Source organism: Herbaspirillum lusitanum, assembly GCF_046025995.1.
Lineage (GTDB): Bacteria > Pseudomonadota > Gammaproteobacteria > Burkholderiales > Burkholderiaceae_D > Herbaspirillum > Herbaspirillum lusitanum_A.
On sequence record NZ_JAQQFM010000006.1, the window covers coordinates 158098 to 181253 of the forward strand.

A 23156-nucleotide genomic window follows, 5' to 3' on the forward strand; every position below is an offset into this window, starting at 1 on the left:
CGTGCGCGATGCAGCTATAATCCTGCGCTTATGTTTCCGATTCCATTACAACGCGACTTCTCGCTGCGCCAGCTCAATACCTTCGGGATCGATGCCCGCGCGCAAGCCTATCTGCCGGTAGCCGGCGTCGACACCCTGCGCGCCGTGCGCGACAGCAAGGAGCTGGCCGGCTGGCCGCGTCTGGTGCTGGGCGGCGGCAGCAATCTGCTGCTGACGCGCGATTTCCCGGGCTTGGTGCTGCACATGCGCAGCAGCGGCATTGAGATTGTCGACGAAGATGAGGACTACTTTTACGTACGCGCCGCTGCCGGCGAAAACTGGCATCGCTTCGTGCAATGGACCTTGCAGCAAGGTCTGGGCGGGCTGGAAAATCTTTCGCTGATCCCCGGCAGCGTCGGCGCCGCGCCTATCCAGAACATCGGCGCCTACGGCATCGAAATAAAAGACCGTTTTCATCAACTGACTGCCTTCGATTTTGTCAGCGGCGAAGTGCTGACACTGGACAAGGCCGCCAGCCGCTTCGGCTATCGCGACAGCGTCTTCAAGCATGAATTGCGCGATCGCGCGGTGGTGCTGGATGTCACCTTCGCCTTGCCGAAATCATGGCGGCCCAACGTCAACTACGCGGACGTGGCGCAGGCGCTGAACGACGCCGGCATCACTGCGCCGACGCCGCAGCAGATCGCCGATGCGGTGATCGCCATCCGCAGCAGAAAACTTCCCGATCCGGCACAGATCGGCAATGCCGGCAGTTTCTTCAAGAATCCCATCGTCAGCGCGCAACAGCGCGATGCCCTGACGCAGCAACATCCGACCCTGGTCAGCTATCGCCAGGACGACGGCAGCTACAAACTGGCGGCCGGCTGGCTGATCGACCAATGCGGCTGGAAGGGCAAGTCGCTCGGCGCTGCCGGCGTCTATCCCAAGCAGGCGCTGGTGCTGGTCAATCTGGGGGGCGCCAGCGGTGCAGATGTTGCGGGTCTGGCGCATGCGATTCAGTCGGATGTGCAGGCGCGCTTTGGTGTGTTGCTGGAGCCGGAGCCGGTGTTCATCTGAGCTGCAGGCAAGTTGTCCGGCCCGAATTTCAGTCATCCTTTCAGTCGTCCAGACTGGCCAGTATCGACAGCAGATCCTCCGGAAAATAGCTGAAATCCGCGTTCGCCAATTCTTCCCTCGACCACCAGCGATGGGCGGCGATGACTTGCTTTTCCTGCTCCGTCCAGCCTTGATCGGATAAGGTGCCGGTCGTGCATCTATCCTCCATTTTGACGGCAAAGAAGCGCTCCTGCGCCAGCACATGCTCGCCGTCCGGCAACTGCAAGATGAATTCGCGTTGCGCCACCACGGGGCCGGGATGGTTTGTCTGCAGGCCGGTCTCTTCCCGCAGTTCACGGCAGGCGGCCTGCTCATAAGTCTCGCCGGGATCCACGCCGCCGCCCGGTGTCGCCCAGTAATCCTGGCCCGCCAGCGCACCTTCACGATGATGAAAGCGAAACAGCAATACGCGGCCTTCGGTGTCGCGTATCAGCAGGCGTGAAGAGGGGCGGGTTCTCATGTATGGCTTTCAGTCGTGAGTGAATGAGGCGATGTCGATTCGATGTGTGCTGATGGAGTCTCTGCATGTGCCAGAGCGGATTGGAAAAGCGCTGCTCAATAAAAAAACCGGACGTTTGCGCGTCCGGTTTTTTTGAGTCCTGCTTAATGCCTGATGGGCATCAACCGAAATGGCAGACGTAATCCAGAGTCTCGGTCACTTCAATGTCGAAGCTGGAGTTGGCCGGCACGTCGAAAGTGGTGCCTGCGGCGTAGGTATTCCAGGCTTCTTCACCCTTGAGGCGCACGCGGCAGCTGCCGCCGTTGATTTCCATGATTTCCGGTGCGCCGGTATTGAAGGTCAGCGAAGCCGGCAGAATCACGCCCAGTGTCTTCTTGGTGCCGTCAGCAAAAATCACGGTGTGCGAAACACACTTGCCGTCGAAATAGACATTGCCCTTTTTGAGGACGGTAACGTTGTCGAATTGAGTGGTCATGTTGAGTTCTCTGGGTTGCGATGATTACTTCGTGTCTTTGTCCAGCAGCGGCAGCGATACGGCGTTGCTGGTGGCCAGCAGGCCTGTGCTTTGATAAATCGCCAGCTTCTGACGCGTGTCGATGATATCCAGATTGCGCATGGTCAGCTGGCCGATACGGTCTTGCGGCGTGAATGCGCCTTCGCCCTTTTCCATGGTCAGACGCTCTGGCTGATAGGTCAGGTTGGCCGACTCGGTGTTGAGGATCGAGTAGTCATTGCCGCGACGCAGTTCGATGGTGACCTCGCCGGTGATGGCGCGCGCCACCCAGCGCTGTGCGGTTTCGCGCAGCATGATGGCCTGCGAATCGAACCAGCGGCCCTGATACAGCAGGCGACCCAGCTTGCGGCCGTTGTCGCGGTATTGCTCGATGGTGTCTTCGTTGTGGATGCCGGTGATCAGGCGTTCGTAAGCGATGAACAGCAGCGCCAGGCCAGGGGCTTCGTAGATGCCGCGGCTCTTGGCTTCGATGATGCGGTTCTCGATCTGATCGCTCATGCCCAGACCGTGACGGCCGCCGATGCGGTTGGCTTCCAGGATCAGGTCGGTCATGTTGTCGAAGGTCTTGCCGTTCAGGGCAACCGGACGGCCTTCTTCAAAGCGCACGGTGACTTCTTCGCGTTTGACTTCGACCTCGTCGCGCCAGAACGCCACGCCCATGATCGGCTGCACGATCTTCATGCCGCTGTTCAGGAATTCCAGATCCTTGGCTTCGTGCGTCGCGCCCAGCATGTTGGAGTCGGTCGAGTAAGCTTTTTCCACCGACATCTTGTAGTCGAAGCCGGACTTGATCATGAACTCGGACATTTCCTTGCGGCCGCCCAGTTCATCGATGAAGGTGGCGTCCAGCCATGGCTTGTAGATGCGCAGGTTAGGGTTGACCAGCAGACCGTAGCGATAGAAACGTTCGATGTCGTTGCCCTTGAAGGTGCTGCCGTCGCCCCAGATGTCGACATTGTCTTCACGCATTGCAGCGACCAGCATGGTGCCGGTGACGGCCCGGCCCAGCGGCGTGGTGTTGAAGTAAGTCACACCGGCGGTCGAGATGTGGAAGGCGCCGCTTTGCAGCGCTGCAATACCTTCGTTGGCCAGCTGCTCGCGGCAATCGATCAGGCGCGCCAGTTCTGCACCGTATTGCATGGCCTTCTTCGGAATGGCGTCGTAATCAGGCTCGTCCGGCTGGCCCAGATTGGCCGTGTAGGCGTAAGGGATGGCGCCCTTTTGGCGCATCCAGGTCAGCGCAGCGCTGGTATCGAGGCCGCCGGAGAAGGCGATGCCGACTTTTTCATTGACCGGAACGGATTGCAGGATGTTGGACATGATCTTACCGAGATGAGGTTGTTGTAACTTTAACGGGAGAGGTGAGAGCGCGTCGTCCTCAGACGATCTTGCCGCACACCAGATATTCGAGCAGCGCCTTTTGCACGTGCAGACGGTTTTCGGCTTCGTCCCACACTACCGATTGCGGGCCGTCGATCACCTCGGCGGCGACTTCTTCGCCACGGTGAGCCGGCAGGCAGTGCATGAACAAGGCATCAGGCTTGGCGCGCGCCATCTTGGCCTGATCGACGATCCAGCCGTCGAAGGCTTTCAGACGCGCGGCGTTTTCATCTTCAAAACCCATGCTGGTCCACACGTCGGTGGTGACCAGATCGGTGTCCTGGCAGGCATCGGCAGGATTGCTGTAGAAGGTGTAATTCTTGTTGCCCGGTGCGACTTGCGCAGGGTCGATGTCGTAACCCTTCGGAGTCGACACGTTCACATGGAAGCCGAACACCTGCGCCGCCTGCAGCCACGAATACAGCATGTTGTTGGCGTCGCCGATCCAGGCCACGGTCTTGCCCTGGATGGAACCGCGTTGCTCGATATAGGTGAAGACATCGGCCAGTACCTGGCAGGGATGCTGTTCGTTGGTCAGGCCGTTGATCACCGGCACGCGCGAGTAAGCCGCAAAGCGCTCGATGATGTCCTGGCCGAAGGTGCGGATCATGATCACGTCGCACATGCGCGACATCACCTGCGCTGCATCTTCCACCGGTTCGCCGCGGCCGAGCTGGCTGTCGCGCGTATTCAGATAAATGGCGGCGCCACCCATCTGATGCATGCCGGCCTCGAACGAGAGGCGGGTGCGTGTGGAGTTTTTTTCAAACACCATCACCAGCGTGCGATCGGCCAGCGAATGATGGGGTTCGTAATTCTTGAACTTACGTTTGATCACACGAGAGCGTTCGATGACGTACTCGTATTCATCAAGCGTAAAGTCGGAAAACTGGAGGTAGTGTTTGATTGCCATAAATAAAAACGGCGGCCGGTGTGGCGCCTGCCGCCGATTGCCTGTCGCTGTGTGCTTGAACTCATAGATTATAAGGGATTTGGCTTAAAAAGATACCCGGCTCTATTGCTCAGGGGAAATGTCGGCGTCGAGCCTGCATTAAGCCTGCATCAAGGCTGAACTGAGTCTGCATCAAGCCCGCGTCGCTCCATATTCTCACCACGTTTTCAGATTTTTCCTCTTCCCCGCCGTGCGCGAATTTTTCAGGCGCAGCGGTTTTCCTGCGGTCATGTCCGCACGCGATTTCTTCGTTGAAAATCATGCAATAAAGATAACTAAAAGAAGATATTCAATGCTTTGGTCGTCTTTCATTCAGTGGCGAATTGACGTTCCGCGATTGTTTCCCTGTATCTGCCGGCCCCAGATTTTGGATGAGAATTATTGTCATTTGTAAACCTAGAATGGCGCCTCTTTTCTCAATCAACAATACAGGGGCGAGTCCGTTTCCATCATGCTTACACCTCCACGCAGGCCATTGCGCCTGAAGACATTGTCATTGGCCATGCTCTCGGTTTTCGCAGGCTTTTCCAGCGCCACGGCCAGCGCAGCAGACACTGCCGAAACCCGCGACCTGCCATCGATCGAAGTACGCAGCGAGCGCAGTCATTATGATCCGCGTGCTCCGAAAGGAAGTACGGCAACCCGTACCGACACCGATCCGCGCGAGGTGCCGCAGACCGTCAATAGCATCAGCGTGGAGCAAGTCGCTTCCTACGGCGGGCGCGATCTGGCCAGCGCCTTGTCCGGCACGCCAGGAATTTCGAATGTATCCGACACGCGCTTCGACTCGTTCAGGATCCGCGGTTTTTCCAGCGCCGGCGATCTCTTGCTGGACGGCATGCGGGACGACGCGCAATACGTGCGCAGCCTCGGCAATATCGAGCGCATAGAGGTGCTCAAAGGGCCGGCAGCCGTTTTGTATGGGCGAGGCAGCGGCGGCGGAGTGATCAATCGCATCAGCAAGCAGCCGACGCCCGATGCGCATAGCAGCATCTCGGGAACCTGGGGCAGCTACGGCGTTATCGGGGCGGCTGTCGATATCAACCGACCCTTGTCCGATCAATGGAGCATGCGTATCAACGCGGGGCGTGAGCGCGCAGACAGCTTCCGTCAACAGGTCGACAGCACACGTCAGTATTTCGCGCCTTCGCTGAAGTGGGAAGACGCTCAGAACACCTGGCTGCTGCAGGCTGAATACAATGAATTCGAGCGTATTCCGGATCGCGGCATGCCGGCCAGAGTGAGCGCGGTGAATCGCAGCGGGCAGCCGGTCAGTTACACCCTGCCACCGGCTTCGCAAGAAAAATTCTTCGGTGCGGCAGGGCGTGATTTCATTCGCGACACCAATCTCAATCTGCGCTCGACCTTGACCCACAGGATCAATCCTGACTGGCAATTGCGTCATATGCTGAGCATGCTCGATCTGAACAGTAATTTCGACAACACCTATGTCACGCAAAGTTTCGTCACCACACCGCGCGACTACAACCGCGTGCAACGCGCCCGCTATGTGCAGGATTTACAGCAGCGTAATGTGCAGACCAATCTGGAGTTGAGCGGCAAGCTGAGCACAGGGCCGATCGCTCATCAAGTGCTGCTCGGCACGGAATACAGCTGGCAGAAGCGCGAGCCGCGCTTGTGGTCGGCAACTGCGCCGCCGGTGTCCATCACCCGGCCGGACAATTACGCCAATCGCAGCTCGGCATTGACGCCGTTCATGATGAACTACCATCGGGCCAGCGGCTATGCGCTCTACGCGCAGGATCAGATCGATCTTGGCGGGCAGTGGAAAGTCCTGGCAGGTTTGCGCTGGGAGCGCTTTGAGGTTGACTCCACCAATCAGCTGCGCAATCTGCGTTCCCGGCGTTCATCATCGGTGTTGAGCCCGCGCATCGGTACAGTCTGGTCGCCTGTCGCCGACCATAGTCTCTACGCTTCGTATAGCAAGAATTTCGCCCCGGTCGGCGGTGACACCATCGGTATCACGCCCAATGCACAAGGCAACGTCAATGATGTCGGCCCGCAGTACAGCCGGCAATATGAGGTCGGGCTCAAGAGCGATTGGATGCATCGCAGAATCAGTACAACGCTTTCCTGGTTTCAGCTTGATTTGTATAACCGCGCAGTGGCCGATCCGGTACGTCCCGGCATTTTTTATCTGACCGGGCTGGAGCGTAATCGCGGTGTGGAACTGAGCGTCAATGGCGAGCTGGCGCGCGACTGGTTCATTCGCAGCGGCGTGAGCCGTCAGAACGCCAGGGTGCTTGAGGCAGAGCGTCAATTCACCGGCAAGCGCTCAAGCGGCGTGTCGTCCACCAACGGCAGTGTGTTCATTTCCTACGCACCCGCGCATGGCTTCTTTGCCGAAACCGGTCTGGTGTATGAAGGCTCGCGCTACGCCGATCGCGACAATCTGCTGGAGCTGCCTTCTTATACGCGCTGGGATGGGAAGATCGGCTATCGCACCCGTCAGACTGAAATCACCCTGGCAGCCACCAATCTCGCCAATCGGAGTTACTACGTGAGTTCTACCGGCGCCGCGCAGATCATGCCCGGTTCACCGAGGGCGCTGACGCTGACTGCAGCTTACAAATTCTGATGAGCTGATTGAGCGCAAAAAAAGCCATCCTTGAGGATGGCTTTTTATATTGTCTGATGCTGACGTTGCATCGAAAGAATATCAATACAACTTCTGCGAAGACTCATGCAGCAACTGCGCATACAACTGATGCCGCATGGTCGCGATCTCGCCGCTTTTCACGGCTTCCAGCACGGCACAGGAAGGCTCGGTCAGGTGGTGGCAGTTGTAGAACTTGCAGTGGCCGAGGTAAGGCGCAAACTCGCGGAAGGCGCGTTCCAGCATGCCTTCGCTGAGCTGGTAGAGGCCGAATTCCTGGAAGCCCGGCGAGTCGATGATGGCGGTGTTTTCATCCATCTGGTACAGACGGGTGAAGGTGGTGGTGTGCTTGCCGGTGTCCAGCGCGGCCGAGATTTCGCGTACGGCGATGTCGGCGTCGGGAATGATCAGATTGATCAGCGACGATTTGCCCATGCCGGACTGGCCGATCAGGATAGTGTTCTGTCCTTCCAGCAAGGGCATGAAGGCGGCACGCGTTTGCTCGGGCTCGGCACGCGCCGATACTTCATGAATCGGATAGCCGAGGCGGGCGTAAACCTGCAGGCGCTCGCGCGTCTTCGGCAAGGCTTCGACGATGTCGGTCTTGTTCAGGATCAGGTGGGCGCTGACGCCGGCCGATTCGGCGGCCACCAGCGCGCGCGACACCAGATCGTCGGTGAAGCCCGGTTCGGTGGCGACCACGATGAACAGTTGCGTGACATTGGCGGCCAGCAGCTTGGACTTGTATTGGTCCGAGCGATACAGCAGCGTCTTGCGCTCATCGATGGTTTCCACCACGCCCTGATTCGGCGAGGTGCGCTTGAAACGGATCAGGTCGCCGACGGCGACATCGCTCTTCTTGCCGCGTGTGACGCATTGCAGTTTCTGTTCGCCGGCCTGCACCAGATAATGGCGGCCGTGCGCGGCAATCACTGTGCCGGATTCCAGTGCCGCTGAGGCGTCCTTGCTATTTTTTTCTTGAGACTTGCGGCCGCCCATGCTCAGGCCGATCGCTGCGCGAATACGGCGTCGACCTTGGCCGCGCAGATGAAGTCGTTGATCGACAGCCCACCCTTGCCGCCGTTGACGCTGTGCGTATCGAAACGCACGCCGCAGCGGTTGTAACTCACGGCCAGATCGGGGTGGTGATCTTCGGCGTGGAAGATGTAGGCGACGGCATTCACGAAGGCCAGGGTTTCATAGTAGTTCTTGAAGTCGTAGCTCTTGGCGATCTTGCCGCCGTCGATTTTCCAGCCCTCGACAGTTGCCAGATAGTGCTTGATATCGGCGTCGCCCAGCGCTTCGGTCTGGTTGGTGCAGTGGCGGGTCGCCAGTTCGGTTGCGGATGATGTCATGTTGATCTCCTCGGTTCAGTTATCGGAAGCCCGTCGCGAACAGGGTTCTGGGTGGACTCCGATGCCGGCGCCGGGTTCAGCTTCTTTCTGTGTGATGAATAAGGAGCAAATAAAGGTGCAAATAAGGTGAGCCGATTCAGTGCGCGCTGCCCGCAGCGGCCACATTGCCGACATTGCCCGTATTTCCGTACGCCGCCGTCAGGCGACCGATGCGCAGCGTGGCCGGCGGATGCGAATCGTAAAAGGCCGAATGCAGCGGATCGGGGGTCAGCGTAGAGGCGTTGTCTTCATACAGCTTGACCAGCGCCGAGACCAGATCCTGGGCGTTGGTGTGCTGCGCGGCAAAGGCATCGGCTTCGAACTCATGCTTGCGCGAAGTCAGTGAAGACAGCGGGCCGAGCAGGAAGGTGAAGATCGGCAGCGCCAGCATGAACAGGATCAGCGCCATCGCATTGTTGCTGCCGAACAGCAGCGGATTGACGCCGAGGCCGGTGTAAAACCAGACCTGCCCTTTGAGATAGCCTAGCAGCGCCAGAAAGCCCAGCGAGACGGCAAACATCACGCTCACGCGCTTGACGATGTGCTTGAGCTTGAAGTGGCCGAGCTCATGCGCCAGCACCGCTTCGATTTCATGCGGCGCCAGACGCGCCAGCAAGGTGTCGAAAAACACGATGCGCTTGCCCGAGCCAAAGCCGGAAAAATAAGCATTGCCGTGCGCGCTGCGCTTGGAGCCGTCCATCACGAACAGGCCCTTGGAGGCAAAGCCGACGCGCTTCATCAGATTTTCGATGCGGCTGCGCAGGCTATCGTCTTCCAGCGCGGTGAACTTGTTGAACAGCGGGGCGATCACGCTCGGATACAGCACCAGCATCAGCAATTGAAAACCGCTGAACACCAGCCAGGCGTAGAACCACCAGAAGGCGCCGGATTTTTCCATCAGCATCAGGATTACCCACAGCAGCGGCAGACCGATGACCGCGCCCACCAGACTCTGCTTGATGGCATCGCTGAAGAACAGCTTGCGCGTCATCTTGTTGAAGCCGAAATAGCTTTCGAGGCGGAACTGGCGGTAATAGTCGAAAGGCAGATCGATCAGGCCGGAGATCATGGCGAAGGCCACGATCAGGCCGATCTGATACCACATGTCGGGGCCGCCGGTCCATTGCAGGATCGTCCCGGACAACCATTGCAGGCCGCCCAGCAGCGTAAAGCCGATCAGCACGGCGCAGTTGACCACCAGCGTGATCAGACTGAACTTGGTGCGCGCCACGGTGTAATCGGCGGCTTTCTGATGCGCCGCCAGCGGAATTTTTTCAGCGAATTCCGGCGGTACTGCGCTGCGATGTTGCAGCACATGGCGGATATGGCGCGATGCCAGCCAGAAGCGCACCAGCACGCTTAAGGCCAGGAAACCGACGAACAAAACTGAAAACGTAAGTGAAGACATGCTTTCCCTGTGAGAAAATGGCGCCTGATCGATGTCCGGTGCCGTAAGGCTGAGTGCGCGAAGCCGGGCTTTGCAGCGGCTTGATCACCGGAATGTTTAAAGTTGCCGGAGGGTATCTCCCAACCGGATCAGGATTTGGTTCCACGCCGGATCCGCATCGAATCCCTGCACAGAAAACCAGTCATCAGTAAATGGGGGACAAAACCCATTTCATCAATAAGGAAGAATTATGTCACAAGCCACCGGCGCCCACGCCGCAGCACCTACCCCAAGCGTTCCGGCGCGCACCAATGAATTCAATCTGGTCTGGCTGGACATGGAAATGACCGGCCTCGATCCGGACAACGACCGCATCATCGAAGTCGCCGTGGTGGTGACCGATTCCGAACTCAACATCATCGGCGAAGGTCCGGTGCTGGCGATTCACCAGGCCGACGAAGTGCTGGACGGCATGGATGCCTGGAACAAGGGCACCCACGGCCGTTCCGGCCTGATCGAACGGGTCAAGGCGTCGACCGTGACCGAAGCAGAGGCAGAAGCCGTGCTGGTCGAATTCCTGAAGAAATATGTGCCGGCCGGCAAGTCGCCGATGTGCGGCAATTCGATCTGCCAGGATCGCCGCTTCATGGCGCGCGGCATGCCGAAGCTGGAAGCTTTCTTCCACTACCGCAATCTGGACGTGTCGACCCTGAAGGAGCTGTGCAAGCGCTGGAAGCCTGAAATCGCCAGCGGTTTCAAGAAGCACCAGATGCACACCGCTCTGGCCGACATCATCGAATCCATTGATGAGCTGAAATACTACCGCCAGCATTTCATCAAGGAATAGGTCGCCTGGTTTCATGCCGCGCCGCGCGGCTTGCTGCAAATGAAAAACAGCGTGGGGGATTTGCTTCCCTCACGCTGTTTTTTTGTCACGGCAGCAAGCAGATCCTTACAGCTTGTCTCCCCGCCAAGCGGGATGCCTCCGGATATGAACCAGACTCAATCCTCGCCTTCGCGTCCGCAGCAGCTCTTGTACTTCTTGCCGCTGCCGCACGGGCAGGGATCGTTGCGGCCGACCTTGGGCGCCGCGCGCTTGACGGTTTCCACCGCCGATTTGCGCTTGGGCTGCCAGTAGCGAAAGATATGCGGAATCGCCGATTCGATTTCCACCGCCAGCTTGTGGGTCTTGATCGGGGTATCGATGAGCTTGGTTTCTTCTTCTTCCAGCTCATCCGAACCGAGCAGATAGATAGGGCGCAGCAGCGGGCCGAGGTCGGAGTGGAAAATCTCTTCCCATTCGGCCTGGCGCAGTTGTATGCCTTCCCAGAAACCCCAGGCCCAGGCTTCCGCATCCAGCAGCGGCTTGCCTTCATGTTCACGTTCGCAGAACAGCGGTTCGTATTCCTTGGGCGCCACCTCGAAGGTGATCGCGATTTCGTTCAGGGAGCGCGCAATCAGGCTGGTGATGCGCTCGGCTTCCTTGCCCGACTTGAACTTGGGCGTGTCTTCCGGCTGGCTGCCCCAGACGCGCGGCAGCCATTCGGCCATCAGGACTTCCTGCGGACCGATCGTCAGCGCCGTCAGATAACCGTGCAGGGTATCCATAGTCATCACATCGTCGGCGCAGCGATCGGACAAAAGGAAATCGTCGAGTTCGTCGAACTCTTCATCGGACAGGGGCTGATCGAGGTGCATGGTGATTCCGTTTCAATGGGGGCTGCGTAAAACCCGCAGTGTAATTGCATTCGACGGTGGAGGCGAGCATTGTTGTTTCGTCAGCTTTTCTTTACGCTGGCTGCGATGCGCGCCGCCGGCCAGGCTTTATCGCAAGGATGGCATAACGATGCTGCACCCGCAGCACGTACAATACGCGCATGACAAATACCGAGCCCGTAACTTCTTTTGCATCGTTGTCGCCCGACATGGTGCTGGACGCGCTGGATAGCGTCGGCCTGCGTGGCGATGGCCGCCTGCTGGCGCTCAACAGCTATGAAAACCGGGTCTACCAGGTCGGCATGGAAGAGGGGCCGCCGCTGGTCGCCAAGTTCTACCGGCCGCTGCGCTGGAGCGATGAGGCGATTCTGGAAGAGCACGCTTTCGTCGCACAACTGGTGGCGCAAGAAATTCCGGTGGTGCCGGCCATGCAACTGGAGCAGGGACTCACTCTGCAGGAATTTCAGGGATTCCGCTTTGCCGCCTTCGCGCGCCACGGCGGCCGCGCGCCTGAACTCGATAACCCCGACACGCTGGAGTGGATGGGGCGCTTCATCGGCCGCATTCATGCGGTCGGCATGCAGCAGCCTTACGTCAAGCGTCCGGCGCTGGACATTTTCACCTTCGGCGAAGAGCCGCGCGACTATCTGCTGGCGCATGATTTCATTCCCATGGATCTGCTGGCTTCCTATAAAACCACGGTCGCGCAGGCGCTCGACGGCGTGCGGCGCAGCTACGACCGCGCCGGCGCCGTGCGCAATCTGCGCCTGCATGGCGATTGCCATGTCGGCAATGTGTTGTGGACCGATGCCGGCCCGCATTTCGTCGACTTCGACGACAGCCGCAGCGGACCGGCGATTCAGGATCTGTGGATGCTGTTGTCCGGCGAGCGCAATGACATGCAACGCCAGTTGGCCGATTTGCTGGCCGGCTACGAAAGCTTTTGCGATTTCGATGCGCGCGAGCTGTATCTGATCGAAGCCCTGCGCACGCTGCGCCTGATTCACTACGCGGCATGGCTGGCGCGGCGCTGGGCCGATCCGGCTTTTCCGGCGGCCTTCCCGTGGTTCAACACGCAGCGCTATTGGCAAGACCGGATTCTGGAGTTGCGCGAGCAGATCGCGCTGATGGACGAAGCGCCTTTATGGCCCGTCTGATAAAAAATGAATGAGGGAAACATGACGACACGCTGTGCCTGGGTCAATCTGAATAATCCGCTGTATGTCGAGTATCACGATAAAGAATGGGGCGTGCCTTGCCACGACGAAACCCGCCTGTTCGAAATGCTCAATCTGGAAGGCGCGCAAGCCGGGCTGAGCTGGGAAACGGTGCTCAACAAGCGCGAGACCTATCGCGCCGCTTTCGATCAGTGGAATGTCGAAAAAATCGCCGGCTACGATACGCGCAAGGTGGCGGAATTGCTGTCCAATCCTGGCATCATCCGCAATCGCCTCAAGGTGGAGGCCACCATCACCAACGCGCAGAGCTATCTGCGTCTGCGTGATGAAGTCGGCGGCCTCGATCCTTTCCTCTGGGCTTATGTGGATGGCGAGCCGATCCACAACAAGTGGACCGACCTTGGTGAATGTCCCGCCAAGACACCCTTGTCGAATCAACTGGCAAAGGACATGCTCAAGCGCGGTTTCAAGTTTGTCGGCTCCACCATCATGTATGCCTACATGCAGGGCATAGGCATGGTCAACGATCACGTCACCGGCTGCCATTGTCACCGCAAGGAGCACTGAGTTTGCGGGGCGGGGCCAAGGGCGGCGGGGTGGCTGGCCTGATCGGTTAGAATCCTTGCCTTGCAGAAATGCAGGCCTCGCTGTATTGAGTCCGCTGTATTGAGTCCGCGACATCAAGCTCCTTGTTACGCCGGCACGGCGTCAGCAATTGAGAAACGCGAAGACGGCTCATTAGTTTGAACAAGTAATCAAGTCGGCGCTGCCGTCTCATCTTTCTGCGCCGCATTGGACCGCAGAGAGCAGCATGCCGGGTAGGCCGGGCAGCGCCGTTTCAAGTTTTCGGGAATAGCATGATCTTCATCAAATGGTTTGGCTGGTCGGTACTGTGGATAGTGCCGCTGCTGTTGAGGTCGGCGCTGGCAGCGCTGACTCGCAAATCCATACTCGGCGGACGCGGCTCCATCCGTCTCTGGCTCGGCACCTTGATGGTATTGGCATCGAGCTGCGCCATCGAATCCATGGTGCGTGCGCAAAGCGATACCGACGACAGCGCGGATACGGCTCCTGCTGCCGACGTGCTCGGTGCAGCGCTGGCGCAAAGCATGGCGGGCATGATGGGCAAGGCGATTTCGGTGATCGTGTTGTTCGCACTGGCCGCGCTCGGTCTGAAATGGATGCTGGGCGTATTGCTGGGACGCGGAGAACGTGGCGCTGTGGCCACCGACGAACGCATTGCTGCGCAGTCCTTGAATCCCTCTTCGACCGGCGACCTCGTACGGCGCGGCAGTATTGAAAGCATACGCCTCAAGAATGCTGCCGCGGGCGCTACGCCGGTGCAGGCGAGGCCAATCCCGCCGCGCCCTGCGACGGCATCAACGACATCGGCCACCTCCACGATATCCACTGCGCCGCCACGTGCTTTGAATACACGGCAGCCGGGCGCAGCACCGGGCCAGGCGAATGCCGCTGAACGTTCCGAGCGCTTTCCAAGTCCGGTCGAGCGCATGCGCGAGGGCGGTGGCCGCAGCGATGTCTGGCCCTTGCCGCTGAATTCTCTTAATGGCGGCAAGCAGGCGCCCAAGGGGCGTGACATGCGAGCCCCTGCGCGGCCATTACCGCCCAGCCTGAGCAAGACCGGCGCCGACAAAACGGCACGTCCCGAATCCGAGTGGGCTGCTTTCGAAGCGCTGCGTCCGACTGAAGCCATGCTGGCGCGCGGCGGCGCAGCAAGCGGCGCAGCTGCTGGCACTGCGGCGGGCTTGTCTTCTTCTGCATCGGCAACATCCATCACGCCGCCGGGTTTTGCTGCTCAGCCATCCGCATCGGCCAGCGGCAACCCGGCGGTGCCGCATGCCATCGGCTCCACGCGCAGCATTCGTATCAGCAGCGTGGGCCGCGCGGCCAAAGCCGGCGAAGCGAAACGCCTGCCGAGTGAACCCGCTGAAGTGGTGCCTACGCGCCTGATGCGTTCGCTGCAGGAAGCGGCGGAGCGCGAGCAGGCTGCGGCGGCCCCGCTTGTGCATGCGCCTGCGGTATCTCCGGCGACACCTCCTGCGACGGCTGTCGAAGTCGTTCCGCACATTCCAGCCGCGCTTCCCTTGGTGCAGCCGCAGATTGTGGAATCTGCGCCCGCCATCGAGACACCGGCACTGCCTGCTGCTGAAGAAGCTATTCCGCCGATAATGACACCGACCGCCGAGCACGCCGCGACAGAGCCCGGGACAGCGCAGATGAGCATGCTGCAAGATGAGGCGCTTCTTCCCGCTCCTCAGGTTGCGCAGGCGGATTTGATTGCGACGACGTCACCAGATGCGCCGCCGAGCCAGGACCCGGCGCAGCCGACATTGAGCGTCGCGTTGCCGCCGGTGCAGGAAGTCGCGCCCGAGCCCGAACTGCCGGCGCCGGCAGTGACCGTAAAGGAAATTCAAATACCGGTGTTCACGCAGCATGCCGCTGCATCACAGATAGCGGCGCCTGTCATACCTGTTGTACCTGCAGCACCTGTGCCGACACCAGTAAAGATCGCAGCGGGCATCCCTGAGACGCCGACGCTGTTCTGGGATGACGAGCCGGAAGACCTTATTGCACCCGCCGCATCCGCGCCCGTGGTTTTACCTGCTGAAGCGGCGGCACCCGGCAATTCTTTCTTCGTCCGCCAGGTCACCACTCCGGCGCCTGAAGTGCAGAGCGTGCCGCCCGAGGACATCGAGCCAGCCGAGCCGCGTCCCGAAATTCCCTTGCCGGCCCTGGACTTACTGGATCAGGCGCATGAAACCAAAGTGGAAATCGATGCTGAACAGCTCAATGAAACCGGTCGTCTGATCGAACAGCGCCTGAAGGAATTCAAGGTGCCCGTCACGGTGCTTGGCGCCGATGCAGGCCCTGTGATTACGCGCTTTGAAGTCGAGCCGGCGCAGGGTGTGCGCGGTGCGCAGATCGTCAATCTGATGAAGGATCTGTCACGCGCGCTGGGCCTGACTTCGATCCGGGTGGTCGAGACCATTCCCGGCAAGACCTGCATGGGACTGGAGTTGCCGAACGCCAAACGGCAGATGATCAGGCTGGCCGAGATCGTGCAGTCCGAGGCTTATCGCAAATCGTCTTCGCTGCTGACGCTGGCGATGGGCAAGGACATCACCGGCGTGCCGGTGGTGACCGATCTGGCGCGTGCGCCGCACATGCTGGTGGCCGGCACTACCGGCTCCGGCAAGTCGGTGGCGATCAACGCCATGATTCTTTCGCTGCTGTACAAGGCCACGCCGGACGAAGTGCGCATGATCATGATTGATCCCAAGATGCTGGAATTGTCGATCTATGAAGGCATCCCGCATCTACTGGCGCCGGTGGTGACCGACATGCGCGAAGCCGCGCATGCGCTCAACTGGGCGGTGGAAGAGATGGAGCGCCGCTACAAGAAAATGTCCAAACTGGGCGTGCGTAATCTGGCCGGATTCAATCAGAAACTGGACGAAGCCCACGCGCGCGGCGAAAAGATCGGCAACCCGTTCAGCCTGACGCCGGACGCACCCGAGCCGCTGGAAAAACTGCCGGCCATTGTGATCGTGATCGACGAGCTGGCCGACCTGATGATGGTGGTCGGCAAGAAGGTGGAAGAGTTGATTGCGCGTCTGGCGCAAAAGGCGCGCGCCGCCGGCATTCATCTGATCCTGGCAACGCAGCGTCCTTCGGTGGATGTGATTACCGGTCTGATCAAGGCCAATATTCCGACGCGTGTGGCGTTCCAGGTGTCCTCCAAGATCGATTCGCGCACGGTGCTCGACCAGATGGGCGCAGAGTCTTTGCTGGGGCACGGCGACATGTTGTTCCTGCCGCCGGGCTCGGGTTATCCGCAGCGTGTCCATGGCGCCTTTGTATCCGATGAAGAAGTGCATAGGGTTGTGGAATATCTGAAGTCCTTTGGCGAACCGCAGTATGAAGAGGCGATTCTGGCGCCGCCGCAAGCCGAGGAGGTGCAGGCGGATATGTTCGGCAACGAGGTGCCGGATGCCGAATCCGATCCGCTTTACGATGAGGCGGTGGCGTTTGTGCTGCGCAGCCGGAGGGCGTCGATTTCTTCGGTGCAGCGGCAGTTCCGTATCGGCTATAACCGGGCGGCTCGGCTGGTGGAGCAGATGGAGACGGCGGGGGTGTTGTCGGCCATGTCGCGCAATGGGAGCCGGGATATTCTGGTGCCGCCTTCTGCTGAGGAGTGAGGTTTGGGCGTAGTTTGCTCTTGACGCCTTGCTTGCGCTGATCGATTCCGCTTTTTCTTCGGGCTGAGGGGAGCGCCGGGGGTAGCCCGGCAGCTACTCACTTTTCTTGCTTCGCCAAGAAAAGTCAGCAAAAGAAGGCGACCCCAGGGGCTGCGGATTCCCGGTGCTGTGGCGCAAAAAATGGGAAGTGAAACAAACTCGCTGCGCTCAGACAAGTTTCACTTCTGATCCATTTTCTGCACCACATCACCGGCTGCGTCCCCACGGGGAATTCTTTTAGCCGCCTCGCCTTCGGCCTCGGGTTCTTTTGTCACCCGCTTCAGATCGCGCCCCAAAACAAAAACGGCGAACCGATTTCCGGTTCGCCGTTTTTATTCATGAAGTAGCCAGTCCTGCGCTGCTTCAGTCAGGTCTGACGATTACACATCCAGTTGCGAGACGAACTTGGTGTTGACGTAGGCTTCGATCGCTTCGGTGCCGCCTTCCGAGCCGTAGCCGCTGTCCTTGATGCCGCCGAACGGGACTTCAGGAATGGCCAGGCCCATGTGGTTCATGGTGATCATGCCGCTTTCCACGCGTGATGCCAGCGCGTGCTTGACCTGGGCCGATTTGGCGAAGGCGTAGGCGGCAAGGCCGAACGGCAGGCGGTTGGCTTCGGTGATGGCTTCTTCCAGCGTGTCGAAGGAGTTGATCAGCGCCAGCGGGCCGAACGGTTCTTCGTTCATCGCGCGGGCCGTCAGCGGGACGTTGGTCAGCACGGTTGGCTGGAAGAAGTAGCCCTTGTCGCCGATGCGCTTGCCGCCGGTGCGCAGTTGCGCGCCTTGCGAGACGGCATCGTCGATCAGCGCCTCCAGTGCCGGGATACGGCGCTTGTTGGCCACCGGGCCCATGGTGGTGCCGCTTTCCATGCCGTTGCCGACCTTCAGTTGTTCGGCGAAGGCGACGAACTTCTCGACGAAGGCGTTGAACACGTTCTTTTGCACCAGGAAGCGGGTCGGCGCCACGCAGACCTGGCCGGCGTTGCGGAACTTGGCGCCGGCCAGGTTCTTGACTGCCGCGTCGATGTCGGCATCGTCGAAAATGATGGCCGGAGCGTGACCGCCCAGTTCCATGGTGGCGCGCTTCATGTGCTGGCCGGCCAGTGCTGCCAGTTGCTTGCCGATCGGGGTCGAGCCGGTGAAGGAAATCTTCTTGATGGTCGGATGCGGGATCAGGTATTCGGAGATTTCCGACGGCACACCGTACAGCAGATTGATCACGCCGGCCGGGACACCTGCATCGGCATAAGCGCGCACCAGTTCAGCCGGGGAAGCCGGAGTTTCTTCCGGCGCCTTGACGATGATGGAACAGCCGGCCGCCAGCGCGGCGGACATCTTGCGCACCACCTGATTGATCGGGAAATTCCATGGCGTAAAGGCTGCGACCGGGCCGACTGGCTCCTTGATCACCATCTGATACGCACCGGGCACGCGCGACGGCACCAGACGGCCGTAGGTGCGGCGGGCTTCTTCGGCGAACCAGTCGATGGTGTCGGCGGATCCCAGGGTTTCCATCTTGGCTTCGGCCAGCGGCTTGCCTTGTTCCAGAGTCATCAGTTGCGCGATTTCATCGGCGCGCTCACGCAGCAGATTGGCTGCCTTGCGCATGATCTTCGAGCGTTCGAAGGCGGAGATGTTGCGCCATACTTCGAAACCCTTTTGTGCTGCGGCCAGCGCCGCGTCCATATCTTCCTTGTTGGCGTGGGCGATCTTGCCGATCACCTCTTCCGTGGCAGGATTGATTACCTGGATGGTGCGATCCGAAACGCTCTGGGTCCAGCGGCCATCGATGAATAGTTGAACGTCCTTGTACATAAGAATTACCTCGCTTGACTGGGTTGGAAGGGAAGCCGCATCCGGCAGATACAAAGTGCGGAGCGGGTGAACATGTTTTTATGATGACGTGGCGGCTATGCGGAAAAACTTGCTGGCTGCGTGACGTCCTTGACGGTGCATGACGGGCGGATGCCACCCCATATTTATACCATGCATCGCAACATCGCGTATGACGTCCGATCTCTGCAAGGCGCGGAGCAAACGTCAAAAACGTCCTGGAGCGACGCAACAGGCGAGCGCAATAAAAAATGCCGCTCAGCGCTGGCTGAACGGCATCGATGCTCAAGGAGCCGGTTGCCCGCCGCAAGATGTCTGCGGCAGGGCAAAAGACATCAATACTTCCACAGAATCTTCTGCAGTTCCTTGCTGTCGTTGGTCTTGGTCAGCGCCAGCGCGGTCAGGATGCGCGCCTTTTGCGGATTCTGATCGTCGGTCACGACCCAGTCGAACTTGTCGTCGTTCTGTTCGCCGTTGCGGATCACCACGCCCGAGCCGGTGCGTGTTGCGCGCACCACTTGCAGGCCCTTGCTGCGCACTTCCTGCAGCACCGGCACGATCTGTTCGGCGACGCTGCCGTTGCCGGTGCCGTCATGGATGATGGCCTTGGCGCCGGCAGTGACGAAGGCGTCATATGCAGCGCGGCTGACGTTGCCGTAGTTGTAGGCGATGTCCACGCGCGGCAGGCTGTTGATCTGATCGATGTCGAACTCGGTCTGGGTGGTGTGCGGGCGTGCCGGCAGGCGGTAGAACATCAGCTTGCCTTCCACCACATAGCCCAGCGGGCCGTATGGCGAGCGGAAGGTTTCTACCTTGAAGGAGTTGGTCTTGGTGACGTCGCGGCCTGAATGGATTTCGTCGTTCATCACCACCAGCGTGCCCTTGCCTGCAGCGTCCTTGCTGGAGGCAACCAGCACCGCGTCATACAGGTTCAGCGCACCGTCCGCGCCCAGCGCCGTACCCGGACGCATGGAGCCGACGACTACGACTGGCTTGTCGCTCTTCAGGGTCAGGTTGAGAAAGTAGGCGGTCTCTTCGATGGTGTCGGTGCCGTGGGTGATCACGATGCCGTCGACGTCACTCTGCTTGAGCAGCTCGGAGACGCGCTTGCCCAGTTTCAGCAGGCGCTCGTCGTTGAAGCTTTCACTGCCGATCTGGAAGATCTGTTCGCCGCGCACATTGGCGATCTTGGAGATCTCGGGCACGGCCGCGATGATCTTGTCCACCGGCACCACCGCCGACTGGTAGGCTGCGGTATTCACGCTGGAGGCGCCGGCGCCGGCAATCGTGCCGCCGGTGCCGATCACTACCACATTGGCCTTCTTGTCCTGCGCTTGCGCGGACAGGGAAACGGCGGCCGACAACAACAGCACGCTACTGATTTGTTTGAGTTTTAAGTACTGCTTCATCTAAGGTCTCCTGGATGAACTATGGACAGAAAAGCGACTGAATGAACCGCTTCGTCGCCCTGATCTTGTCGTGTTGAATAAAGCGATCGAAGCGGCTGGCCGGGTGCTTTTTGCACTCTCGGACGCAGCGATCATACGGAAGGGCAGATGCGATGTCTCATGCTTTTAAAACATAAAAATGGGCTAACTATGCTGCAATTGCATGAGTCTGGAGACGCGAGTGAGTCCGTGTTTTTCGTTCCTTGAAGATCACTCATCACCCATCCTGCAGACGAAAAAAAACCGTCGAAATCGACGGCCTCGTTTCAGTGTGACGCGGTGGTAAAGGCTACGCGTTCAGAAGAACTCGACAGTATCGTTGGTGGTGATACCCGAATTGAGGACGCCCGAATCCACCAGCTCTTCATAGAAGCAGATGCGGTTGCGGCCGGTATTTTTGGCGTGGTAGAGCGCCTGGTCGGCGTGCCCCAGAATCACCACCGGCGTCTCGCGCGAGATACCGACGAAGCCGAGGCTGACCGTGACGTTGCCGACCTGCGGGAAATCGTATTCCTGCACGTTCTGGCGGAAGCGGTCGAAGATCTTGCGGGCATCGCTGAGTGTGGTCGCACGCAGCAGGATCACGAATTCCTCGCCGCCGAAACGGAAGATGCGGTCATGGCTGCGGAAAGACGCGCGCAGGATATTGGCCATCAGAATCAGCACTTCATCGCCGTACAGGTGGCCATAACGATCGTTGACCTGCTTGAAGTGATCGATGTCGACCACTGCCAGCCAGTGTCCTTTGACCTCTTCGTCGATGGCTTCGGTGCGGCGCTCATCCTTGTCCAGCGAATGCGATTCATGCGGCGCAATGGCGAACGCATACTTGGTGAATTGCTCGTCGAAGGTCTTGCGATTGAAGAGGCCGGTGAGCGCATCACGCTCGCTGTAATCGAGCAGGCTTTGGTAATTGCAGAAAACGTGGAAAATGCCGCTGATGACGTCCAGCATCTGCTGGTCGAAGGCGCGTTCGCTGCGGATTTCAACACAGGAATTGACCTTGCCGTGCAGCCAGACCGGCAGCCACAGAATGTGCACGCCCTCGGGCGAAATTTCCAGGAATTCGTTGAGGTGCGAGCGTATGCATTCCTGAATCGGAGGATAGGCGCTCAGCAGTTCTTTGGGATCGTCGGCGGTATGTTCATCGATGGTGTGGATCTCGCCTTCCGTGATCACCATCTTTTCCTGCACGTAGTATTCCTCGCGCATGCTGAACAGTTCAAGCATGCGAATACGCTGCACATTGGTCAGCTGATACAACGCGGACAGAACCGACACAGCCAGACGGGAGTGCTCCCGATGGGCAGTGATCTCTACCAAGTGTTTCAGAAGTGGTTTCTTCATCTGGTCGTCGATTTCCCGCATGAGCCCATTGTTCTATGTCTGGTTGGTCTCTAATTGATGCTCCACCATTCACGCAATGTACTGAGGACTAATGCAAGAATCACGCCATGAAACTGAGCTGGAAGCGCATTGATTTTACACGTTCGCCGCAAGGGGCGTTAAGGACTTTGTGCAAATTCAGTACGAAAATTTGACTTTAATTTCCAGGTGGAAATTATTTCCGCTTTTTATTCGCAGCTGCAATTCCGCCCCGGGATTTGACACTTTGCTTGAACGATTGCGGCTATAGAAATTTGTGCAGCGCTGCACAAAAAAACACCTTTGAAATGAATGCCCATGGGGAAAATTGGCGCCCGCCCTGACGCAGATTTTGTACCGGTCGGTTTGGAAAAAAAATGCCGGCGCATGGCCGGCAATTTTGAGTGGAACAATGGCTGAGCAGTGCTCAGGTAATCGTGAGGCAAGAAGGGGCGGCGAGCGAGTGAAATTCTTCTCGGGCCCTGTTTTATTTCACAGGTAAATGATCAGCAGCGCGACGGCGATGATCAGACCGAACTTGGTCACCTTATAGGCAGTGCGGTTCCAGTTCTTGAACTTGCGGCGATATTGTCCGGCCAGCCAGACGAAGCGGAACAGCTTGTTGATGCGGCCGGTCTGGTCGCCGGTTTCATTCGGCGAACTGGCCGCCGTCATCATGGTGCGGCCCAGCCAGCGGTTGATGGCTTCGGCCCAGCGATAACGCAGCGGGCGCTCGATGTCGCAGAACAGAATGATACGGTTCGTATCGGCGCCGTTCTGCGCCCAGTGGATGAAGGTTTCGTCGAACACCACGCTTTCGCCGTCGCGCCAGCTGTAGCGCTGGCCGTCGACTTCGATAAAGCAGCTGTCGTTGTTGGGCGTGACCAGTCCCAGGTGATAGCGCAGCGAACCGGCGTAGGGATCGCGGTGCGGGTTGAGCGTGCCGCCCGGCGCCAGCTCCGCGAACATGGCAGCCTTGACGCAAGGAATGCGGCGCAGGATTTCCACGGTCTTGGGGCAGAACTGTTCGGCCGAAGGATGGCTGGCGTTGTACCACTTCAGATAGAAGCGCTTCCAGCCGGCCTTGAAGAAGGAGTTGAAACCGGCGTCGTCGTTCTTTTCCGCTGCCTTGATCTTGGACAGATTCTGCAAGGCCAGCGCTTCGCCTCGAATCACTTGCCAGTTTTCATCCAGCAGATTCAGATTCTGATAATCCTTGAGCGAAGGATAGGGAATCGACGGCACCTTGGAGAAGGCGTACATGAAGAGGTTGATCGGTGCCATGATCGACGAGTGATCAAAGAACTGGCGCAGGAACGGCAGCCGCACGCGGCCGCGGAAGTGGATGAATAAAATGGAAAACAGATAAATGGCGACAACAACCCATTTCATTTCGATACCCTCATGATGATGTCGGTATTGCAGCGACTGATCGTGTTAAATGCATATGGCTGCAAGATGGAGGCAGATCGCGGTAAATCAAGCTGCGCGGCCTGCGCAGGCGCTGCGGCCATAGTTGGCATGGCCGTGGCCGGATCCGGCGTTGCCCCGGATTCTAC

Annotated in this window: 19 protein-coding genes; 6 read left to right on the plus strand and 13 right to left on the minus strand. The window is 59.1% G+C overall.

Features of this window, described 5'->3' with window-relative positions; all coding sequences use genetic code 11:
• Positions 1-30 precede the first annotated feature (30 nt).
• Entirely contained in the window at positions 31-1056 is a 1026-nt protein-coding gene (gene murB, locus PQR62_RS14535) for a UDP-N-acetylmuramate dehydrogenase (protein ID WP_408158679.1), read from the plus strand.
• A 40-nt stretch (positions 1057-1096) separates the two neighbouring features.
• On the opposite strand, the gene PQR62_RS14540 is transcribed toward murB, so the two are convergent.
• From PQR62_RS14540 to PQR62_RS14560, 5 genes are all read right to left on the minus strand, one after another.
• On the minus strand, positions 1097-1555 hold the full coding sequence (locus tag PQR62_RS14540; protein ID WP_408158680.1) for an NUDIX hydrolase: 459 nt from the start codon (positions 1553-1555) through the stop codon (positions 1097-1099).
• Positions 1556-1715: 160 nt separating this feature from the next.
• Positions 1716-2030, minus strand: coding sequence for a pyrimidine/purine nucleoside phosphorylase (ppnP, locus tag PQR62_RS14545; RefSeq protein ID WP_408158681.1), 315 nt, complete (start codon positions 2028-2030; stop codon positions 1716-1718).
• Positions 2031-2054: 24 nt separating this feature from the next.
• Entirely contained in the window at positions 2055-3389 is a 1335-nt protein-coding gene (gene argG, locus PQR62_RS14550; RefSeq protein WP_408158682.1) for an argininosuccinate synthase, read from the minus strand.
• Positions 3390-3447: 58 nt separating this feature from the next.
• Positions 3448-4362 (minus strand): ornithine carbamoyltransferase, encoded by a 915-nt coding sequence (argF, locus tag PQR62_RS14555; RefSeq protein WP_408158683.1) that lies wholly within the window; start codon positions 4360-4362, stop codon positions 3448-3450.
• Between the two features lie 109 nt (positions 4363-4471).
• Entirely contained in the window at positions 4472-4663 is a 192-nt protein-coding gene (locus PQR62_RS14560; RefSeq protein WP_408158684.1) for a hypothetical protein, read from the minus strand.
• Between the two features lie 240 nt (positions 4664-4903).
• On the opposite strand from PQR62_RS14560, the gene PQR62_RS14565 reads away from it, so the two are divergent.
• Complete coding sequence (locus PQR62_RS14565) at positions 4904-7000, plus strand: TonB-dependent receptor (protein WP_408158685.1); 2097 nt, start codon at positions 4904-4906, stop codon at positions 6998-7000.
• A gap of 81 nt (positions 7001-7081) precedes the next feature.
• Here the strand turns inward: PQR62_RS14565 and rsgA are convergent, their stop codons facing one another.
• The 3 genes from rsgA to PQR62_RS14580 form a co-directional block, all read right to left on the minus strand.
• Positions 7082-8017, minus strand: a complete 936-nt coding sequence (gene rsgA, locus PQR62_RS14570) for a ribosome small subunit-dependent GTPase A (RefSeq protein ID WP_408158686.1) — start codon at positions 8015-8017, stop codon at positions 7082-7084.
• A gap of 2 nt (positions 8018-8019) precedes the next feature.
• Entirely contained in the window at positions 8020-8373 is a 354-nt protein-coding gene (locus PQR62_RS14575; RefSeq protein WP_408158687.1) for a 4a-hydroxytetrahydrobiopterin dehydratase, read from the minus strand.
• A 136-nt stretch (positions 8374-8509) separates the two neighbouring features.
• Positions 8510-9820, minus strand: coding sequence for a M48 family metallopeptidase (locus PQR62_RS14580; protein ID WP_408158688.1), 1311 nt, complete (start codon positions 9818-9820; stop codon positions 8510-8512).
• A gap of 229 nt (positions 9821-10049) precedes the next feature.
• Here PQR62_RS14580 and orn point away from each other — a divergent pair, with 229 nt between their 5' ends.
• The gene (orn, locus tag PQR62_RS14585) at positions 10050-10646 is read left to right on the plus strand and encodes an oligoribonuclease (RefSeq protein WP_408158689.1); all 597 of its coding nucleotides are present in this window, start codon (positions 10050-10052) and stop codon (positions 10644-10646) included.
• A gap of 155 nt (positions 10647-10801) precedes the next feature.
• Here the strand turns inward: orn and PQR62_RS14590 are convergent, their stop codons facing one another.
• Complete coding sequence (locus tag PQR62_RS14590; RefSeq protein ID WP_408158690.1) at positions 10802-11497, minus strand: UPF0149 family protein; 696 nt, start codon at positions 11495-11497, stop codon at positions 10802-10804.
• A gap of 179 nt (positions 11498-11676) precedes the next feature.
• On the opposite strand from PQR62_RS14590, the gene PQR62_RS14595 reads away from it, so the two are divergent.
• From PQR62_RS14595 to PQR62_RS14605, 3 genes are all read left to right on the plus strand, one after another.
• Positions 11677-12672 carry a serine/threonine protein kinase gene (locus PQR62_RS14595; protein WP_408158691.1) on the plus strand — a complete coding sequence of 332 codons (996 nt, stop codon included), beginning with the start codon at positions 11677-11679 and terminating at the stop codon, positions 12670-12672.
• A 21-nt stretch (positions 12673-12693) separates the two neighbouring features.
• Positions 12694-13260, plus strand: a complete 567-nt coding sequence (locus PQR62_RS14600; protein ID WP_408158692.1) for a DNA-3-methyladenine glycosylase I — start codon at positions 12694-12696, stop codon at positions 13258-13260.
• 290 nt (positions 13261-13550) lie between these two features.
• A complete protein-coding gene (locus tag PQR62_RS14605) occupies positions 13551-16913 on the plus strand; it encodes an FtsK/SpoIIIE family DNA translocase (protein WP_408158693.1) in 3363 nt (1120 codons plus the stop codon).
• A gap of 419 nt (positions 16914-17332) precedes the next feature.
• Here PQR62_RS14605 and PQR62_RS14610 read toward each other — a convergent pair whose 3' ends face one another.
• The 4 genes from PQR62_RS14610 to lpxO all read right to left on the minus strand — a co-directional run bounded on the left by PQR62_RS14610 (position 17333) and on the right by lpxO (position 22989).
• Entirely contained in the window at positions 17333-18766 is a 1434-nt protein-coding gene (locus tag PQR62_RS14610) for an NAD-dependent succinate-semialdehyde dehydrogenase (RefSeq protein WP_408158694.1), read from the minus strand.
• 353 nt (positions 18767-19119) lie between these two features.
• On the minus strand, positions 19120-20193 hold the full coding sequence (locus tag PQR62_RS14615; RefSeq protein ID WP_408158695.1) for an asparaginase: 1074 nt from the start codon (positions 20191-20193) through the stop codon (positions 19120-19122).
• Between the two features lie 336 nt (positions 20194-20529).
• On the minus strand, positions 20530-21600 hold the full coding sequence (locus PQR62_RS14620) for a GGDEF domain-containing protein (RefSeq protein WP_408158696.1): 1071 nt from the start codon (positions 21598-21600) through the stop codon (positions 20530-20532).
• A gap of 489 nt (positions 21601-22089) precedes the next feature.
• The gene (lpxO, locus tag PQR62_RS14625; RefSeq protein ID WP_408158697.1) at positions 22090-22989 is read right to left on the minus strand and encodes a lipid A hydroxylase LpxO; all 900 of its coding nucleotides are present in this window, start codon (positions 22987-22989) and stop codon (positions 22090-22092) included.
• Positions 22990-23156: the final 167 nt, after the last annotated feature.

Bases quoted from the DNA above. Each gene is read 5' to 3' on its own strand.
- PQR62_RS14560 (WP_408158684.1), bottom strand. From the start codon at position 4,663: ATGATTTTCAACGAAGAAATCGCGTGCGGACATGACCGCAGGAAAACC.
- PQR62_RS14610 (WP_408158694.1), bottom strand. From the start codon at position 18,766: ATGTACAAGGACGTTCAACTATTCATCGATGGCCGCTGGACCCAGAGC.
- PQR62_RS14565 (WP_408158685.1), top strand. From the start codon at position 4,904: ATGCTCTCGGTTTTCGCAGGCTTTTCCAGCGCCACGGCCAGCGCAGCA.
- PQR62_RS14595 (WP_408158691.1), top strand. From the start codon at position 11,677: ATGACAAATACCGAGCCCGTAACTTCTTTTGCATCGTTGTCGCCCGAC.
- PQR62_RS14600 (WP_408158692.1), top strand. From the start codon at position 12,694: ATGACGACACGCTGTGCCTGGGTCAATCTGAATAATCCGCTGTATGTC.
- rsgA (WP_408158686.1), bottom strand. From the start codon at position 8,017: ATGGGCGGCCGCAAGTCTCAAGAAAAAAATAGCAAGGACGCCTCAGCG.
- PQR62_RS14615 (WP_408158695.1), bottom strand. From the start codon at position 20,193: ATGAAGCAGTACTTAAAACTCAAACAAATCAGTAGCGTGCTGTTGTTG.
- orn (WP_408158689.1), top strand. From the start codon at position 10,050: ATGTCACAAGCCACCGGCGCCCACGCCGCAGCACCTACCCCAAGCGTT.
- PQR62_RS14605 (WP_408158693.1), top strand. From the start codon at position 13,551: ATGATCTTCATCAAATGGTTTGGCTGGTCGGTACTGTGGATAGTGCCG.
- PQR62_RS14575 (WP_408158687.1), bottom strand. From the start codon at position 8,373: ATGACATCATCCGCAACCGAACTGGCGACCCGCCACTGCACCAACCAG.
- PQR62_RS14580 (WP_408158688.1), bottom strand. From the start codon at position 9,820: ATGTCTTCACTTACGTTTTCAGTTTTGTTCGTCGGTTTCCTGGCCTTA.
- lpxO (WP_408158697.1), bottom strand. From the start codon at position 22,989: ATGAAATGGGTTGTTGTCGCCATTTATCTGTTTTCCATTTTATTCATC.
- PQR62_RS14590 (WP_408158690.1), bottom strand. From the start codon at position 11,497: ATGCACCTCGATCAGCCCCTGTCCGATGAAGAGTTCGACGAACTCGAC.
- PQR62_RS14620 (WP_408158696.1), bottom strand. From the start codon at position 21,600: ATGCGGGAAATCGACGACCAGATGAAGAAACCACTTCTGAAACACTTG.
- PQR62_RS14540 (WP_408158680.1), bottom strand. From the start codon at position 1,555: ATGAGAACCCGCCCCTCTTCACGCCTGCTGATACGCGACACCGAAGGC.
- argF (WP_408158683.1), bottom strand. From the start codon at position 4,362: ATGGCAATCAAACACTACCTCCAGTTTTCCGACTTTACGCTTGATGAA.
- murB (WP_408158679.1), top strand. From the start codon at position 31: ATGTTTCCGATTCCATTACAACGCGACTTCTCGCTGCGCCAGCTCAAT.
- argG (WP_408158682.1), bottom strand. From the start codon at position 3,389: ATGTCCAACATCCTGCAATCCGTTCCGGTCAATGAAAAAGTCGGCATC.
- ppnP (WP_408158681.1), bottom strand. From the start codon at position 2,030: ATGACCACTCAATTCGACAACGTTACCGTCCTCAAAAAGGGCAATGTC.